Source organism: Spirosoma sp. 209, from assembly GCF_002006735.1.
Taxonomy (GTDB): domain Bacteria; phylum Bacteroidota; class Bacteroidia; order Cytophagales; family Spirosomataceae; genus Spirosoma; species Spirosoma sordidisoli.
Genome location: NZ_MVEC01000002.1, coordinates 95048 through 111172 on the forward strand (window position 1 = coordinate 95048; position 16125 = coordinate 111172).

The 16125-nt window shown below is 54.6% G+C and carries 12 protein-coding genes, 1 tRNA gene and 1 pseudogene; 5 read left to right on the forward strand and 9 right to left on the reverse strand.

Going from position 1 to position 16125, the window contains the following annotated elements:
* Positions 1-169: 169 nt before the first annotated feature.
* The 7 genes from B1C80_RS03595 to purL all read right to left on the reverse strand — a co-directional run bounded on the left by B1C80_RS03595 (position 170) and on the right by purL (position 9734).
* Positions 170-904: an SDR family oxidoreductase gene (locus tag B1C80_RS03595; RefSeq protein WP_077919698.1), complete on the reverse strand. Its 735-nt coding sequence runs from the start codon at positions 902-904 to the stop codon at positions 170-172.
* 364 nt (positions 905-1268) lie between these two features.
* Entirely contained in the window at positions 1269-1847 is a 579-nt protein-coding gene (locus B1C80_RS03600) for a Crp/Fnr family transcriptional regulator (protein ID WP_077919699.1), read from the reverse strand.
* Positions 1848-2312: 465 nt separating this feature from the next.
* Positions 2313-4943 carry an ABC transporter permease gene (locus tag B1C80_RS03605; protein ID WP_201723552.1) on the reverse strand — a complete coding sequence of 877 codons (2631 nt, stop codon included), beginning with the start codon at positions 4941-4943 and terminating at the stop codon, positions 2313-2315.
* 44 nt (positions 4944-4987) lie between these two features.
* On the reverse strand, positions 4988-5326 hold the full coding sequence (locus B1C80_RS03610) for a PadR family transcriptional regulator (protein WP_077920084.1): 339 nt from the start codon (positions 5324-5326) through the stop codon (positions 4988-4990).
* Between the two features lie 460 nt (positions 5327-5786).
* On the reverse strand, positions 5787-6332 hold the full coding sequence (locus B1C80_RS03620; RefSeq protein ID WP_077919702.1) for a hypothetical protein: 546 nt from the start codon (positions 6330-6332) through the stop codon (positions 5787-5789).
* A gap of 286 nt (positions 6333-6618) precedes the next feature.
* A complete protein-coding gene (locus B1C80_RS03625; RefSeq protein ID WP_077919703.1) occupies positions 6619-7437 on the reverse strand; it encodes an inositol monophosphatase family protein in 819 nt (272 codons plus the stop codon).
* A gap of 35 nt (positions 7438-7472) precedes the next feature.
* Entirely contained in the window at positions 7473-9734 is a 2262-nt protein-coding gene (gene purL / locus B1C80_RS03630; RefSeq protein WP_077919704.1) for a phosphoribosylformylglycinamidine synthase subunit PurL, read from the reverse strand.
* A 173-nt stretch (positions 9735-9907) separates the two neighbouring features.
* Here purL and B1C80_RS03635 point away from each other — a divergent pair.
* Both B1C80_RS03635 and B1C80_RS03640 read left to right on the forward strand, forming a co-directional pair.
* Positions 9908-9992: transfer RNA gene (locus tag B1C80_RS03635), tRNA-Ser, on the forward strand.
* Positions 9993-10240: 248 nt separating this feature from the next.
* Positions 10241-11491, forward strand: coding sequence for a phage integrase SAM-like domain-containing protein (locus tag B1C80_RS03640; protein ID WP_139361578.1), 1251 nt, complete (start codon positions 10241-10243; stop codon positions 11489-11491).
* Positions 11492-11535: 44 nt separating this feature from the next.
* Here the strand turns inward: B1C80_RS03640 and B1C80_RS28950 are convergent, their stop codons facing one another.
* A complete protein-coding gene (locus B1C80_RS28950; protein ID WP_369822680.1) occupies positions 11536-11739 on the reverse strand; it encodes a helix-turn-helix domain-containing protein in 204 nt (67 codons plus the stop codon).
* Positions 11716-12108 (reverse strand): annotated as a pseudogene (locus tag B1C80_RS03645) (recombinase family protein); the annotation flags it as partial. The pseudogene B1C80_RS03645 and the gene B1C80_RS28950, both read right to left, overlap by 24 nt.
* 847 nt (positions 12109-12955) lie before the next feature.
* Between B1C80_RS03645 and B1C80_RS28035 the strand changes: the two are divergent.
* The 3 genes from B1C80_RS28035 (at position 12956) to B1C80_RS03665 (ending at position 16075) form a co-directional block, all read left to right on the forward strand.
* Complete coding sequence (locus B1C80_RS28035; protein WP_139361579.1) at positions 12956-13327, forward strand: hypothetical protein; 372 nt, start codon at positions 12956-12958, stop codon at positions 13325-13327.
* A gap of 536 nt (positions 13328-13863) precedes the next feature.
* Complete coding sequence (locus tag B1C80_RS03660) at positions 13864-14385, forward strand: hypothetical protein (protein WP_139361580.1); 522 nt, start codon at positions 13864-13866, stop codon at positions 14383-14385.
* 184 nt (positions 14386-14569) lie between these two features.
* Complete coding sequence (locus tag B1C80_RS03665; RefSeq protein ID WP_077919709.1) at positions 14570-16075, forward strand: S49 family peptidase; 1506 nt, start codon at positions 14570-14572, stop codon at positions 16073-16075.
* Positions 16076-16125 lie beyond the last annotated feature (50 nt).

Sequence of the window (16125 nt, forward strand, 5' to 3'; positions counted from 1 at the left end):
CATCGGTTAAGAACCCGGTGAGCACGTCCTTCACCGTATGGCAGCCTATACCCGCGTAGCGGTCATTGTCCAGCGAGGTAGCCTTACCCTGCCCATCCTGCCTATCCCGCAGGTACTGCACACCCTGCCAGGCGGAGTAGTAGCGTTGGTGCCAATGGAATGGAACGAATTAACCATTTTTCAACAGGCTGTCGGCCAGCGATGGGCTCAGCCGCAGTAGGGTTCGCAGCAGTCCAACCTTACCGATATTAATTTCGGGCTGATTTCGGGCAAAGCCGCTTAGAAACTCATCGACCAGCCGTTCCGGACTTACTTTGTTCTTCCCCCGACCGGCAGTCATGGGCGTATCGACCAGTGGCGGAATGACTTCGATCACCCGAACCGCCGTTGTTTCCAACTGGTAGCGTAATGCTTTTGTAAAGATGTGCAGCCCCGCTTTGGTGCCGCAGTAAACAGGAGCCGACTGCTTGGGGGCTAGCGCCAGGCCAGATGAAATGTTTACAATGGCAGCTGCCTGCTTACCTACCAACGTAGGTAATAATAACGCCGTGAGTTGCAGAGGGGCAGTCAGGTTCACGTTAATCTCGTGCTCGATCTGGTACAAATAAGCACGGCTCTCGGCAAACGTATAATTGTATTGTATACCGGCGTTATTGATGAGTACGTTCAAACCGGGGTGGTTCTCTTCAACCCAAAGTGCCAGTTGTTCGAGTTGCTGTTTATCGGCCAAATCAGCACAAAACGAATGAATGCGGGCCGAACGCGACTGGAGTTCGTTGAGCCTGGCCTGATGGCGGCCAACCGCAATGACTGTGTTGTTGAGTTGAGCCAGCCGCAGGGCCAGGGCATAGCCGATGCCTGAACTGGCTCCGGTAACCAATACGGTGTTATCTGATAGGTTCATTGAAAAGTTGCTTAGTCGTATTTTAACGGTCCGAGCCATTGGGAGACGCTTCCGGTCGGCTCCGCTCAAGTTGTTTGGTGAGTAAGCAGACAATCTACCCACTCACACTTTCGGTCGAACTAACTCCGGTATGCTCGTTGGAAAGCGCTTGAAAATGGCAGTAGTGATGTGAGCAGTCCAACCGCACCCGAGCCGGGCACCCGACCAGTGGTGTCAACCGATAGGGCCAGGGTCGTAGACGTTTGTAGAAGCAGGCGCTACCCGCAAACAACTTATGAATTCATAAAGCATACCGTACCTTGTTTGATTGAAACACAAAGGTGGGCGTCTGCCAGTAGCGGGTCATTTACATAGGTTGAGGAAATCAACTGCGGTGAAATACTTTTGCCCGGATCCGCGACAACTGCGTGGGGGTAATGCCCAGATAAGAGGCCACATGATACTGGGCAACCACCTGCTCGAGCATCGGGTACTCTTCCCGAAAGCGAACATACCGCTCGTCGGCCTTAAAGAGGACCAGTTCCAGTTCCCGCTTTTCCTTGTACACAAAATAGCCTTCGGCCAGGCAGCGGGCAAACCGTTCCCAGTCAGGATGGGTCTGGTAAAGGCGGGTCAGGGCTGAATAATCGGCGCTGAAGAGTTCACAGTCGGTCAGGGCCTGAATGTAAATCTGATTGGGTTGACCCGTTACCAGCGAGCTGTAGGCCCCCACAAAGTCGTTATCGACAAAAAACGTTTTATTGTACTCCAGCCCATTCGCATGTCGATAAAAGCCCCGCAGTACGCCCTGCGTCACGTAGGCGGCCGTTGTTTCAACCCGTCCGGCTAGCGCGAAGTACTCGTTCTTACGCAGGGTGGTCGGCGTAAAGAGGGCCGAGACCACTTCCCAGGTAGAGTCGGTCAGTGGGGCTATCTGGTTAATAAACTGGCGCAACCGCTGCATGATCAATATGTTATGTGTCAACTCTACATTCACACTGTCGCGAAAGCCCGGTCGGGAGCCCGTAAGGATAGTGTATGCCGACCAGCCAACCAATCAGCGAGGTTTGGGGCAACTCAACCGGCGGCCGGCGCCTTGCTGACGCAGTGCACCCGACACTCAATCCTTGCCTTTTCTGAACGGTTGCCAACAAAAGTACTGTTACCAGAAGAAGCCAAACAAGGCTTACAGGTAAAGACTGCCCCCATCAGCAGGCAGGTTAACCGACTACGCGGCCCGAAAAAAAAATGATACCCGGTTCCAGCCCGGCAAGCCAGCATATGACGACTCGTCCGTCTCACAGCGAAGCCTTTTTTGCGATCAGCAGACGTCCGTTACGTGGCATTTTTACTGTTCAAACGGCGCGTTGGGTTGCAAAAACAACACCTCCCGGTAATGGGCTGGAGCTGAGATAAATTAAAACAACGCTTATTCGGCGCGTAGACTTTTCACCGGGTTGATCAGGGCGGCTTTTATACTTTGATAACTAACGGTCAGCAACGTAACGACCAGCGCGCCCAAACCGGCCGCTGCGAAAATCCACCACGAGAGATTGACGCGGTAGGTGTAGTTCTGCAGCCAGCTGCCCATCAGGTAATAAGCCAGGGGAATGGCAATCAGGCAGGCGATAAGGACGAGCGCCACAAAGTCTTTCGAGAGTAACTGCCACAGGCTGGACACCGATGCGCCAAGCACCTTTCGAATACCGATCTCTTTGGTACGCTGCTGGGCAACGAACGACGCCAAACCAAATAACCCTAAGCACGAAATCAAGATCGCAAGCACCGCAAAGCAGCTGGCCAGCTTACCAATGCGTTCCTCGGCTCTGAACTTGGCATCATAATCGTCGTCGGCAAACTTGTACTCGAACGGCGTGTTTGGATTGTACTTCCTAAACGTGGCTTCGATGCTTGATAATGCTTCGCTGGCGCTGACGTTCGGGTTGATTCTGATATTGCTATAGAAAGTCCGGTTGAAGGTGTCAATGTAGAAAATGGTAGGGCGTATCGGGTTATAGGGCGATTCCATCACCATATTTTTAACCACGCCAATGACCGTATAGGTACGTCCAAACGCGTTGATCTGTTCGCCTACCGGCGCTTTGAACCCCATGTATTTAACCGCTTCTTCGTTGAGAATAAACCCGGCCGAATCCGTACCGAACGCCCGCGAGAAATCGCGACCGGCTTTGATTTCCCAATCGATGGTTTTGCCGAACTCGTGAGTGACCGCAACAGTCACCTGTTCATCCTGCATACCCTCCGGCTTGCCTCGCCACTGTAAACCGCCGTTGGTGATACCGGCGCTGGTAGCCTGCGTTTCCGACTGGGAGACTTCAACGGCGGTGCGCGTCGATAGCAGCTCATTGCGCAGGGCTTCGTACCCGTTGCGAACCTCGTCTGTTTTCATCGGAATACTCAACAGACCGGCGCGACTGAAGCCAATGGGGCGGTTTTTGGTATACTGGATCTGCCGGAAAACGATAATTGTGCCGATAATGAGCGTAATCGACACCGCAAATTGAATCACGACCAGCGCTTTGCGGGGAACGGCCGCTAAACGACCGGCTTTGAAAGTGCCCTTGAGCACCTTAACCGGCGCAAACGACGACAGGTAAAGCGCCGGGTAACTGCCCGCAATCAAGCCCGTCAGCAGGGTAAAGCCAATACCGGCTAACCAGAACAGAGGATTAGCCCACTGTATCGCCATTTTCTTGCCCGCCACGTCGTTGAAAAGAGGCAGCGTGAGGCTAACCAACAGGATCGCCAGCGCAAAAGCAACGAAAGCCACCAGCAACGATTCGCTGTAGAACTGACTGATAAGCTGACTCCGTACCGAACCAACGGCTTTGCGAATCCCAACTTCCTTCGCTCGTTTTTCGGAGCGCGCCGTGCTCAGGTTCATGAAGTTGATACACGCCAGCAAGAGCACGAAGGCGCCAATGATGCCGTACATCCACACAAACTGAATACGCCCGCCCACGTTTACGCCATTCCTGAAGTCGCCGTATAGATGCCAGCGATTCATTGGGTGGAGAAACAGTTCCGCCCTGAAAGGCGCTTCAGAAGTCAGGTTCTTAACGCGTTCCCACTTGGCCAGCCTGATGGCCGCCGAAACCTTGTTCATATCGGCCCGATCGGCGATTTGGACAAAAGTCTGAAACCAATTGTTACCCCAACCCAACTTTTTGTCGTATCCTTCGCCTTTGATCAGTAAGTCCCACGGAGCAATAAACGCCAGCTCGGCGAAAGACGAGCCTGGGGGCAGGTCTTTGTAAACGCCGGCTACTTTAACGGCCCAATCGTTGTCGATCTTCATGAGTTTACCAATCGGATCGGCATCGTCGAAGAAGCTTCTCGCGACCGATTCGGAGAGCAGAATGGAGTTAGGGTCCCTCAAGCCAGCCCGTGTCCCTTTCAGCATGGTCAACGTTAGCATGTCGGGCGCTGCCGGCTCCATGAACCGGCCACCTTTGGCAAACTTTCTGTCACCAACGGATAAAATAGGAAACACGGCGCCACTGGTCATAACAACATGTTTGAAGTTGCTGCCGTACGTATGGTGCAGCTCATGGCCGAGCTGCAGGGCCTGACTGTCCCAGGTTTCAATCCCACCGTTAATGATTTGGTGTTGCATCACCTGAGCTATGCGGTCGTGGTTTTGGTGATACGTATTGACCGACAGTTCATCCCAAATCCACAAACCAATCAGCATAGCTACGGCCATGCCGGTTGCCAGGCCGGCCACGTTGATGAACGAATACACCTTGTTCTTAACGAGGTTTCGAAAGGCAATCTTGATATAATTACGTATCATGACAGGGTGTAAGAAAAAGGGTTGAGGGTATTCAGTACTTTGTTTGACGGTTGTCCCTGAAAAGGGGCGAATCAGCCGTATGACGGCCAGGGCATATCGCCAGCGTGCTTTTGAGGGGCCAACAGTGCTGACCCAATAGGCGTACATCTCCAGCAAATCACCCAGTAGTTCATCTTCCATACCGACCGGACAGAACCGACTCAATAGCCAGTCAGCCCAGCGTGGTGGTCGCCTGGCCGCCATTCGGTGCCGCTGCAACGGGCCAGCGGCTCTTTCTTCCCGGCTGTTTAAGCGCCCCATAACTGTAAGATTGGGGTTGGAATCTGATCCCAGAGGTGGGCCCGAACCTGGCGACTCTCTATCAATGCCTGCTGGCCAGCCGCTGTAACCGTGAACAGGCGCTTTTGGCGACCGCCCCGCTCAGCGGTTGCCCCGCCCATATGAGAAGCCACAAAGCCTTTTTCTTCCAACCGCTGTAACGTGGTGTGGACCGTCGGAAAGCTGATGCTTCGGCCCATTTCCTGATCGATCGTTTGGGTGATCGAAGCACAATAAGCCAGTTCCTGCAAAGCGGCTACCGTGAGCAGGACTATTTCCTCTAACTCCCCTAAAAAAGCTCGTTTCATAGCAAAAACTGCCGGTTCGCCGGTGTCGTAGATATTAGTATAGTTTTTGTCGAACAAATACTAAGCCAAACGTCAAAAAGTGGCTTAACAAGCCATACGGAGCCATTATGAGTCTTTGACCAGCTATATATTGTCCAAAACTGGACAATTGTCTGTCCATTTCTGTACAGACAATTGTCCAGTTTTGGCAAACGCCTGTCATGATTTCGGGGAACTCTTGGCTCCTGGCTTACGAGCCGGCAGCCGTTGGCGACAAGGTTCATAGGAATGTACGCATCCAGCCGTACATGGCAGCGGTGCAGAAGAAAGTAGCTTTCCTTCTCTGGCTTCGGTACCCAGATGGCGTACAGGGGCGTATCCCCTATCCGAGTTGGCCCAGCCAGTCAGAGCAAACGTTTGCATCGCGGGAAACCAGCGCGCAATGACTTACCCAACCCCAACGCGCAGGCCGTTTACCCGCCTACCGCTTCACCCACAGGCCAGCCATCACCCGTCCCGTCGGCGTTTGGCATTGGCTGGTGATGGTACGCCGGTAGCCTTGCCGAAGCAGGTCTTCATTGGTTCTGGCAAATTCAGCGTAGCCTATCCCGTGCCGGGCCACCCAGGCCGGTGGGTTGGGAATCTTGTCATAAATCACGCAGTAGCTGGTATGCCCATCCATGAACGCCACGTTGATACTGGTCGGCATATACCCCTGGCGGGTCCAGGTGTTAAACTCGCGTTGGTAGGCCTCGTGGCTTAGGGCGTGCCGGGCCGCCCAGGGCGTCGTGTCAGGCCGTTTCTGGAAGATGCCCCAGTACCCCAGCTGAGGTCGCTCGCCGGGCTGGTAATCGATGACCTGCAGGGTGTTGGCCGATACGCTGATGGGTCGGTAGCCTTGAGCCACCAGCCGGTCAAACTGGCGTTGATACTCGCGGGCCGTTACATTTTTCACTTCGGTCCGCTGGGCGTTTGCAGACAGGTGGAGCACCACTAGCAGTGGGAGCAGATACAGTAGCTTTTTCATGATTTTGGTTCGGAAACAACTGTCCTGTTAGTCGTTCCAACCAGCTCATCGATAAACCCGATTGAGCAAGCGGTCAATTCTCAACCCTAAACCGCCCGTCCAGCCCACAGCGATCGATGAGCCGCGTCACTTTATCCTACCGTGGGGACCACGGTGAAAGCGGTAGGCCCCTACGTATTCATCATTCATCATTCATCAAACAGGGACGGCCCAATCGATACGCCATCGATTGGGCCGTCCCTGAATTCATTGAGCTTGTACCTTATCGTGCGTGAGCAGTACCCCTTTATAGTGGGCTGGTCGCAGCATTCCAGTGTTCCTGGATAACCCGCAACAGCTCGGGATGTACCCCGCCCCCAGCAATGACATCGCCCCGGAACAGGTACTCCTCACCACCCGCAAAGTCGCTGACGGTACCGCCGGCTTCGCGCACCAGCAAAACCCCCGCAGCCATATCCCAGGAATTCAGGTTGTACTCGTAAAAGGCCTCGAACCGACCCGCTGCCACATAGGCCAGGTCGATAGCCGCCGAACCCATCCGGCGCAGGCCGTGCGTCTGCTGCATCAGCGACTCCAGAATTTGCAGGTATGTCTGCATCTGCTCGAAGCGGTAGTACGGGAACCCCGTTGCAATCAGGCTCTCGCCCAGCGTCGGGGCCGCCGATACGCGAATGGGGCTGCCGTTGCAGTAGGCGCCCCCACCCTGCCAGGCCGAGAAACACTCGTCGCGGTTTGGATCATACACGACTCCCGCAATGGGGGTGCTGCCTTCAGCCAGACCGATGCTGACCGAAAAAACGGGCAGGCCGTGGATGAAGTTGGCAGTTCCGTCGAGGGGGTCGATGATCCAGTTGAGGGCTGTCTGGTCGGCGATCTGCCCCGTTGTGCCTTCTTCGGTGATAAAGCCGGCTTCGGGCAGCAGCGCGTGCAGCTGCTCAACGAGTTGCTTCTCGGTTTCCTTGTCGACGTACGAAACGAGGTTGTTCAACCCTTTATACTCGATGGCTTCACGCTGAAACTGAGCGCGCTCCTGTAGCAGAAACGCGCCAGCTGAGCGGGCTATAACCACAATTTGATCGGTCAGTTCAGCCAGATTATAGCGCATGGGTCCGTTTGATTAGTCGGCAGGCCGTTAAGGTATCAGGCCATGATAGTACTTAACGCAGGTTCGTAAAGACCTTTGGCATCGGCACTGGTCATTACGGTATTGCCGTCGATGATATACTCACCGGTTGCCGTTACCAGGCCCAGCTTCACGAAAGGCAGAATCGTATCTTCCAGGTAAGCTTCTACCTGCTGCTGTTGCTCGGCCGATACCGATACCACCACCCGGCTCTGGCCTTCGCCAAACAGGAAAGCATCGGTCCGGTGCCGGTCGTCGGTTTCGATAGTAAAGCCTTTGTTGCCGGTCATGGCCGACTCCGCCAGCGCCACGAACAGACCACCGTCCGATACGTCGTGGGCCGATTGCAGCCAGCCGTTGCGGATCATGGTCTTGGTCGCTTCCTGCACGCGCCACTCGGTGTCGAACTCAAAATAAGGGGCTGGAGCGGCTTTGATACCGCGGTACGAATACAGGTACTCCGACGACGCAATGTCGTTGGTCGACGGCCCGATCAGGAAGATGACGTCACCCTCGTTTTTGAAGTTCAGCGTCATCTGGTTCGATGGGTCTTCCATCAGACCGAGCATCCCAATGGTTGGCGTCGGGAAAACCGGCCCGTCGTCCGACGACTGGTTGTAGAAGCTTACGTTACCGCCCGTTACGGGGGTACTGAACCGGCGGCAGGCTTCGCCCATGCCCTGAACGGCTTCCACAAACTGCCAGTAGACCTCCGGTACGTAGGGATTGCCGAAGTTCAGGTTGTTGGTAACGGCCAGCGGCTCACCACCCGTACAAACGATGTTGCGGGCGGCTTCGGCCACGGCGATCATAGCGCCCCGGCGCGGGCTGGCGTTCACGTACCGGCTGTTGCAGTCGACCGTAATCACGATGGATTTGTTGCTCAAGCCGGTTTCGGGGGTTTTTACCCGTACCACAGCCGCATCGGACGGGGCGTTGGTGCTGCGGTTGGCGGTGCCGACCATCGAGTCGTACTGCTCGTACACCCACCGGCGCGAGCAGATATTGGGGTGGCTCAGCAGGTGCTCGGCTACCTTCCGGATCTCGTCGGTGTCGATATCGTCAACGTCGTCGGCGTCGAAGGCTTCGTATTCCTTTATATAGGCGGGTTCGCGGTATTCGCGCTGGTACTGCGGGGCGCCCCCACCCAGCACGAGGTCATGGGCCGGTACGTCGGCTACCAACTCGCCATGGCGGTAGAAATGCAGTCGGCCTCCACCTTCCGGGGCCGGGGGTGTCACCTCCCCGATCTGGGCGCAGTTCAGGTCCCACTTGTCGAAGATGCCCTGAATGATGTGTTCCTTTCCTTTTTCGATCACCACCAGCATCCGCTCCTGCGACTCCGACAGCAGAATCTCGAACGGCGCCATATTCGGCTGCCGGGTAGGTACGAGATCCAGGTCGATGCGCATCCCGTGTTCCCCTTTCGCACTCATCTCGGAGGTCGAGCAGATGATACCGGCCGCGCCCATGTCCTGAATACCGATTACGTAGCCCGTTGCGATGATCTCCAGCGTAGCCTCGAGCAGCAGCTTCTCCATAAACGGATCCCCCACCTGTACGGCAGGCAGCTTATCGGTCGAAGCCGCGCTGATATCTTCCGACGCGAAGGTAGCGCCGTGAATACCATCTTTACCCGTGGCCGAGCCTACGATAAAGACCGGGTTGCCCACGCCGTAGCTGGTCGCTTTGGCTACCTTGCCCGCGGCTACGATACCCGCCGAGAACGCATTAACGAGCGGGTTGGTGTTGTAGCACTCGTCGAAGAATAGCTCACCACCCACCGTCGGAATCCCGAAGGCGTTACCGTAGTCGCCGATGCCTTTGACCACGCCCCGCAGCAGCCGCCGGGTTTTGGGCAGGCTCAGATCACCGAAGCGCAGGGAGTTGAGCTGGGCGATGGGCCGGGCACCCATCGTAAAAATATCCCGGTTGATGCCGCCCACGCCCGTTGCTGCACCCTGGTAGGGTTCGAGCGCCGAGGGGTGGTTGTGCGATTCGATTTTAAAGGAGCAGGCCAGCCCATCGCCGATGTCGACCAGGCCCGCATTTTCTTCGCCGGCTTTGGCCAGCATCCGATCCGAGTCGCGGGGCAGGGTTTTGAGCCAGACGATGGAGTTTTTGTAGGAGCAGTGCTCCGACCACATGACGGAGAAGATACTTAGTTCCGTAAAATTGGGCTGGCGACCCAGAATCTGGACGATGCGGTCGTATTCATCGGGCAGCAGGCCCAGTTTGCGGGCTGTTTCGACAGTGGGGAGAGCTTCGAGGGTATCCATTCGTGCGAAAAAGTAAGACGGAGCGTGGGGGCTGGCAGATGCCGGGTGATATGAGATGGCCGGTCTGCTGACCCGTTCACGCAGTAAATACGCCACAAAACTACGGTTTTCGGCCCAAAGAGTCCGAGGGTGGGTTGACAAATCTGCAAACGTTCGTATATTTGCACCACCACAGAGAGATGGCAGAGTGGTCGATTGCGTCGGTCTTGAAAACCGAAGACTGTAACAGGTCCGGGGGTTCGAATCCCTCTCTCTCTGCTTAATAGCTGTACTCACTGTCAGGTGCCCGAAACAAATCCCGTTTCGGGCTTTTTTTATGCCCTTTTTTGGGCAATAAGCTCACAATTTCAGATCTGGTGGCATTACAGGTGGCACTCCAATATGCCAGGTGGCACTGCCTGTATTTGTAGTGACCGATAAATTACCCTCCGTTACCATAGCATACCTTTTGGTAATAATTGAGCCGCTTAATATACACATGACACACACACCATATAAAAATTCAGTTGCGCCCGCTCACCAAAATGAGTCGTGCAATGAATCTATTCCGCATGGAAATCAGCTTTTGGCGTCACAAGAGTAAGACGCCGGACAAGTCCCAACTCTACTGCCGCATCACCATGGAGGGCGGGCGGGCCGAAATTGGCAGTACCGGCCTGACGATCTACGATGATCACTGGGACGGCCAGCGCATCAGTGATCAAGACCCGGAAGCGTTTTTTAAAAACGAGCAGCTCGATATCCTCCGCAACCAGCTTCGGGCCATCTTCAATGATCTGTTCCGAAAGCGGGAAAAGATCACGCCGGAAAAAATCAAAAGGGCGTTTTTGGGCCAGAGTGTAAATGTCTCCCTGTTGTCCGCTTTCAGCATGTACCTGACCGACAGCCAGGCCGATCCCGAGCGCAAACTGACAGCCTCCAGTTTAGAGGTCTATGATAACGTCAGAAAGAAGCTGGTAGACTTCCTCATTAGCGAAAAGGCGCAGGATCTGCTTGTTGAGGACTTCGATCTAAACTGGGTCAAGAAGTACCGCCGGTGGATGAAGCAGGTGCCCCTGGAAGGCGGCAAAACGGGCCATGCCGACAGTTATATTGTCAAGCACACCCAGACGATTAAGAACGTGCTGGTCTGGGCGAAACTGCACAAGCTGGCGGACTCCAACCCCCTGGAGGGACTCAGAATCAAAAACGCCGAGTATAGCGATCCGGTCTTTCTCAGCGAGGATGAGTTTGACCGGTTACGTAACCACCACTTTACCAACCCGCACATGCAGCACGTAGCTGATATCTTCATTTTGCTGTGCCGAACGGGTTTTCATTACGGAGATTTACTCGATCTGATTCGAAAGCACCAAACGGCCGTGCGTAGGGGTGTCGATGGGGAAATCTGGATCATCAAAGAGCGCATCAAAACCGAGGTATCGGCCAAGGTGCCCCAGTTTGAAGAGGTTAAGCAAATCGTAGCCAAATACGGAGGCTGGGAGAAACTACCCGTTATCTCCCTCCCGAAATTCAATTATTGGTTGAAGCTGATCGCTGGTGAGTTAAAATTACACCCCGACCTTTCCAGCAAAGCAGGCCGGAAGACCTTTACCGATTGGTGCTTTAACACGCTCCACTTGACAACCGATTCGGTGAAGGTGCTACTGGGTAGAAAGTCCGATAAAGGGCTGGAGGTGTACGGCCGTCCTGATGAGAGACGGGTATCTGCGGAGTTGAAGCAAAGTAAAGTAATGCAGAAACGAGAATCAGCTTAGAGCTAGAAGAGCCAGGCTTTCTTGCCTGGCTCTTCTGCTATAGATTAATGCAAGTTCACTCCCCTTTCCTGGAGATACTTATAAACGGTTGTCCGGGCTAAGTTGAGCTGCTGCCCGATTTGCTTGATCCCGTACCCATCTCGATAAAGGGATTCAACTACCCGCGCTTTCTGCTTGGCCTCTTCGGAGAGGCCCGGGGGCTTCCCCCCCGTCTTTCCCTTTAGTTTGGCCGCAGCTAAACCAGCCATAGTCCGCTCCCGGATCTGCGCCCGTTCAAACTCGGCCAGGCTACAAAAGATGTGAAAGATTAATTTACCTGAGGGTGTACTGGTATCAATTTTGTCCTGGAGACTGGTAAAAGTCACTCCTCTCTCAGAAAACAAATTGACCAGCTCGATCAGATGAGACAGTGATCGGCCCAGCCGGTCCAGTTTCCAGACGACAATCTCGTCTCCTGGCCGCATAAACTCCAGCATTTTCTACAGCTCCGGCCGATCGGCGTGGGCACCCGTGATCTTTCCCTTATGCACCACATGACACCCGGCTTCAATCAGCGCATTGACTTGTAGATCCAGGTTTTGGTCCTGGGTTGATACGCGGGCGTAACCTATTTTCATACTAGTCCAAGTTGGGTACGGTAGGCTTTAATCATAGCGTCAACCATATCCTTACATTTAGCATATACCTCGCCCTCGACGTACCATTTCGTAAAGTTCATCTCTACATGATGGCAAGTTAGCAGCAGGATGTCTGACTGGCTTAATAATTCTCTCACTCTATCGCTGACATCAGACCAGTAGGCATACCGCTCCTGTCTAAAGGCCCCATTTAGAAGATAAATAATCATAGTAAGTACAGTTACGGAAGTAGGTAAATAACCGGCTGGTAAGTTAGCTGATTTGTCCAAAATAACACTAGTAATAGCGAATAGCTGGACAAGCAATACTAGACAAGTATTTTGGACACAATACCCGCAAACCCTTGCAAGAAACATAGCTTTCTAACTGTGTCCAGTAAAACAAGCGTTTTGGTGGACAGACCACATGCCCCGGGCGATTCGCGGCATATTGCCGTTTCAGTGGGGCTATTTCAAATTCTTGTCAGCAGAAGGCTTTGCTTCTGCTATCAGTTACAAGCCAGCAATAAATTTGAACAGTTGACACCTACCAGTAAATATTTCATCACATTGGTACCTGTAGGTATATTTTAGGATGGATAATATTTATTTTTATCCTGTTTTTAACTCACCGGAACAACATGTACTTTACTGAACCTGTACTTTTCGACATCCCGGTACTGCCGCGGATTAAAAAGTATGTATCCATCAAGTTACAGGATGCCCAGGGGGCCCCTCGTCCTATGCTGGTAGGCCCGCAATCAGAAGGGGCCTCTCTTTTTTTGTGGGCCTTGTCCCAATCCCAAAAAGTCCTGCTGCAGTACGAGCGAAAGCCCCGCCCAGGGCATATGAATCGCCAGGGCGGGGGCCGAAATCTGATTCCGGACGACATGACCCAGCGAATGGGGGTAGGCATCCAGGAGTTTCACCAAAGCCGGCATCAGTACCTGCTAAATGCCGCCGAGCTAGTAGCCTTCAGCAATTTTGTCGACTACATCATCCGCAACGAGATGGTGCTCTTTTGCGAAGCCGCGCCCGACATCGAGCCCATGCGTCGGATTAAGCTCTTTGTCGACCAATACGACTTTTCCGACGAAGACTGTAATGAGCAGACCCTGCGGCAGACCTATCTCCGCCATCGACGCGACACCAAGGCATCATCTTTTAGTGTGCATGTAGGTCGCCAGTTGCACTTCCACCCCCTGGAGCTGGCTGCGTAATCATTATGGTAAAATTGGCCCTTTTGTCAAAAGCCACGGGCTTTGTTCTGCTTGTAGCCCAATAAGCCGTCACCGGGCTTGTCGCACTCGGTGCGCTCACAGGGCAGAAGTTTGATCCAATGAACCGGAACCAAACTTCTGCCCTGTGACTAATCGTTTCGATTCCCGAGGTCTGCTGGGACTGCTCTTCCTACTATTCATGACCGCCGTCATGGTCGACTGCTCGGCGGGCCAAACCCGACACTGCCCTGGCCTGGTGCTGGATCATCAATACCAGGCCCCCTATACCACGGTGGACTGCCACGCTGTGACGAAGGGGGTCAATACCTGTCATTCCGTCTACCACCCCGCCCAGTGGAGGTTGCTCGTTGACTGCCAGTACCCCTCGCACTCTGTCACGGTATCGGTCGATCCCTACCGCTATTTCCAAATCGATAATGGTTCGACCGTGTCGGTTGGGGAACGCTGTGGACGCTGGTCCGGTATCGCCTGGCTTCACTGGCTCGACGAGAGGAACTATTTAGAAAGGAGCAGCCGTGCAACGTATTGACCGCCTTACGCCGGCGAGCACGACGCCCCCCTTGATTGCCTACGGCCCTTCCCTCAGTGATCTGTTATTTGAGCCTGTCGACAATCCAGGCGGCAATTGCCTGGTCCGCTTTGTGCCCGTTATCGGCGTATCCGCCATTTCTACTGTCAATGGGCCGGTTAGCTTTCGCTCCGGCTACCGGTGGTTAACCTGTTACGGAACTGACGGTACAATTGGCTTTGAGGAAGACCAGGAAGAAACCGATAACGGGCCGATTTGGAATGTATCGATCGACGGCTGGCTTCCCGGTGACTCTCCCCAGCGCCGGCAGCTGCTAGCCGACCTGGTCCGGTACCGGTTTATGGTCGAGGTGGAGGATTACGCCGGACTGGTACGCCGGGCCGGCACACTCGAGCAAGCATTGTCATTTCGCTATCAGTTCTCAACGGGTAAGCAGCTAGGTGATCGCCGGGGAACCCAGCTAACTTTTTCTGGCCAGCTTACTAAGCCCAGTGTTCCAATTTTGTAGCTTTACGTACCAAGAATAATTTTGGTGTGGATAGAATCAGAAAGCACGCGGCCGGTTGGCTGCGTGTTTTTTTATCGCATAATAGTGACTTATACTTGAATTTGTTTTATAAACCTATTTAGATTTGTCGGTACTCACCTAATTAAACGTATAGATAACAACCAGCCCGTAGCCGACTGGTTACGTGCTGGTTGTTTTTAAGCAGGCCGTCACCGGGCTTGTCGCGGCTGTGGGCTGGCTGGCCAGGCAGTTTCGGGGCATGAATCGTTCCTTTCGGACCATTTCGGCCTTGATGCGGCATACCTGGATGATTGATCCGGGCTATGCTAACCAGCATATAGGGCTGGTCAATGCTTTCCTGGGTGGTCGCATGGCTAGTCTCTTCGACGACGACGACGACGATAAAAAGCCGATCGGCTTTGCCCTGGCTCCCTCGTCCGCTAGTTCATCAGCTTCATCCTACCGGCGCGTCGAGACGAGCCTGTCCAACCCGGACTTACCCGCCGGTAGCGTTGGCGTCATTGATGTACGGGGCCCCATCATGAAAGAAGGCTTCTGTGGCGCGTACGGCACGGAAGACTACACGACTGAGCTCAACGCACTTTACGATAATCAGCAGTTCATCGGGGCCGTAATCCTGGTGGATTCGGGGGGGGGCCAGCTGAGCGGCACCCCCACGTTTTACGACGCCATCCGCAACCCCATTAAGCCTACGGTAGTGCTGGTTAACGACGGCATCATGGCCTCGGCTGCCTACTGGCTGGCCTGCGGTGCCGACTGGATTCTGGCCTCCCAGCCGACCGATCAAATCGGCTCGATTGGCGTATTCTGCCGCCTGCGCGATTACAGTAAAGCCCTCGAGCAGGATGGTATCCGGGACATTTCGGTGTATAGTCGGCGCTCAACGGATAAAAACAAAACCTTTCGGGACGCCCTGGCGGGTGACACGACCGCCCTCGAAGATGAACTGGACGAAGCGGTCGATCAATTCGAAGCCGCTATTCGGGCCGGCCGGGGCGATCGGCTCAAGCCCACCCCGAAAACGGATGAGCCCTTCACCGGCAAGCTCTACAGCGCCCAGATAGCCTTATCACTGGGACTCATCGACGGCTTCGGCAATCTGCAGGCTGCGGTCGACAAGGTTATCGAGCTGGCGGCAGCCCAGCCAACACCTGATTCTACGATGCACTCGGCGTCTGCTACCGATAGCCAGGCATCTGCTCTGGCTGGTGCCGCTGCGTCAGCCCCTGACAAAACCGCCAGCAGCTCTGAATCAGCCCTTACTCCGACAAACCCAACCCCTACCGATCCCATGTTTGGATTTACCAAACTGCCCGCCCTGGCGGCAGTAAAAGGTCTGGCTGCGGCCGACGTTACCGACGCCCACATCAGTGCCATCAATGCCGAGCTGGAGGCCAATGGCTTCAACATCGCGACCGTCAATCAAACCCAGTTCACCCAGGCTCAGGACCTTCAGCAGCGGCTCCAGGCCGCTGAAGACGCCGGCCGGACGGCCACCGCCGAAATCACCCGCTTGACCAGTGAGCTCGACAAGTTCGGCAGCCAGCCGGGCCACCTGGGCTCGAAAAGCCCCAAAGAAACCGAGATAACGGCCGGTGGATCATCCACCAACCCTTTTTTCTCGGAGACCGACGCCGAAGTCGCCCGGCTCAAAGGCCAGCGAGCCTGAGCAAGGCCAGCGCTTGTCTGTCCTTCAGCCTACCTACTCTAAACCCTTAG

Excerpts from the sequence above, each read along its gene's own strand:
- B1C80_RS03600 (WP_077919699.1), bottom strand. The coding sequence starts at position 1,847 with ATGCAGCGGTTGCGCCAGTTTATTAACCAGATAGCCCCACTGACCGAC.
- B1C80_RS03610 (WP_077920084.1), bottom strand. The coding sequence starts at position 5,326 with ATGAAACGAGCTTTTTTAGGGGAGTTAGAGGAAATAGTCCTGCTCACG.
- B1C80_RS03595 (WP_077919698.1), bottom strand. The coding sequence starts at position 904 with ATGAACCTATCAGATAACACCGTATTGGTTACCGGAGCCAGTTCAGGC.
- B1C80_RS03625 (WP_077919703.1), bottom strand. The coding sequence starts at position 7,437 with ATGCGCTATAATCTGGCTGAACTGACCGATCAAATTGTGGTTATAGCC.
- purL (WP_077919704.1), bottom strand. The coding sequence starts at position 9,734 with ATGGATACCCTCGAAGCTCTCCCCACTGTCGAAACAGCCCGCAAACTG.
- B1C80_RS28035 (WP_139361579.1), top strand. The coding sequence starts at position 12,956 with ATGAATCGCCAGGGCGGGGGCCGAAATCTGATTCCGGACGACATGACC.
- B1C80_RS03605 (WP_201723552.1), bottom strand. The coding sequence starts at position 4,943 with ATGGCGGCCAGGCGACCACCACGCTGGGCTGACTGGCTATTGAGTCGG.
- B1C80_RS03620 (WP_077919702.1), bottom strand. The coding sequence starts at position 6,332 with ATGAAAAAGCTACTGTATCTGCTCCCACTGCTAGTGGTGCTCCACCTG.
- B1C80_RS28950 (WP_369822680.1), bottom strand. The coding sequence starts at position 11,739 with ATGGCTGGTTTAGCTGCGGCCAAACTAAAGGGAAAGACGGGGGGGAAG.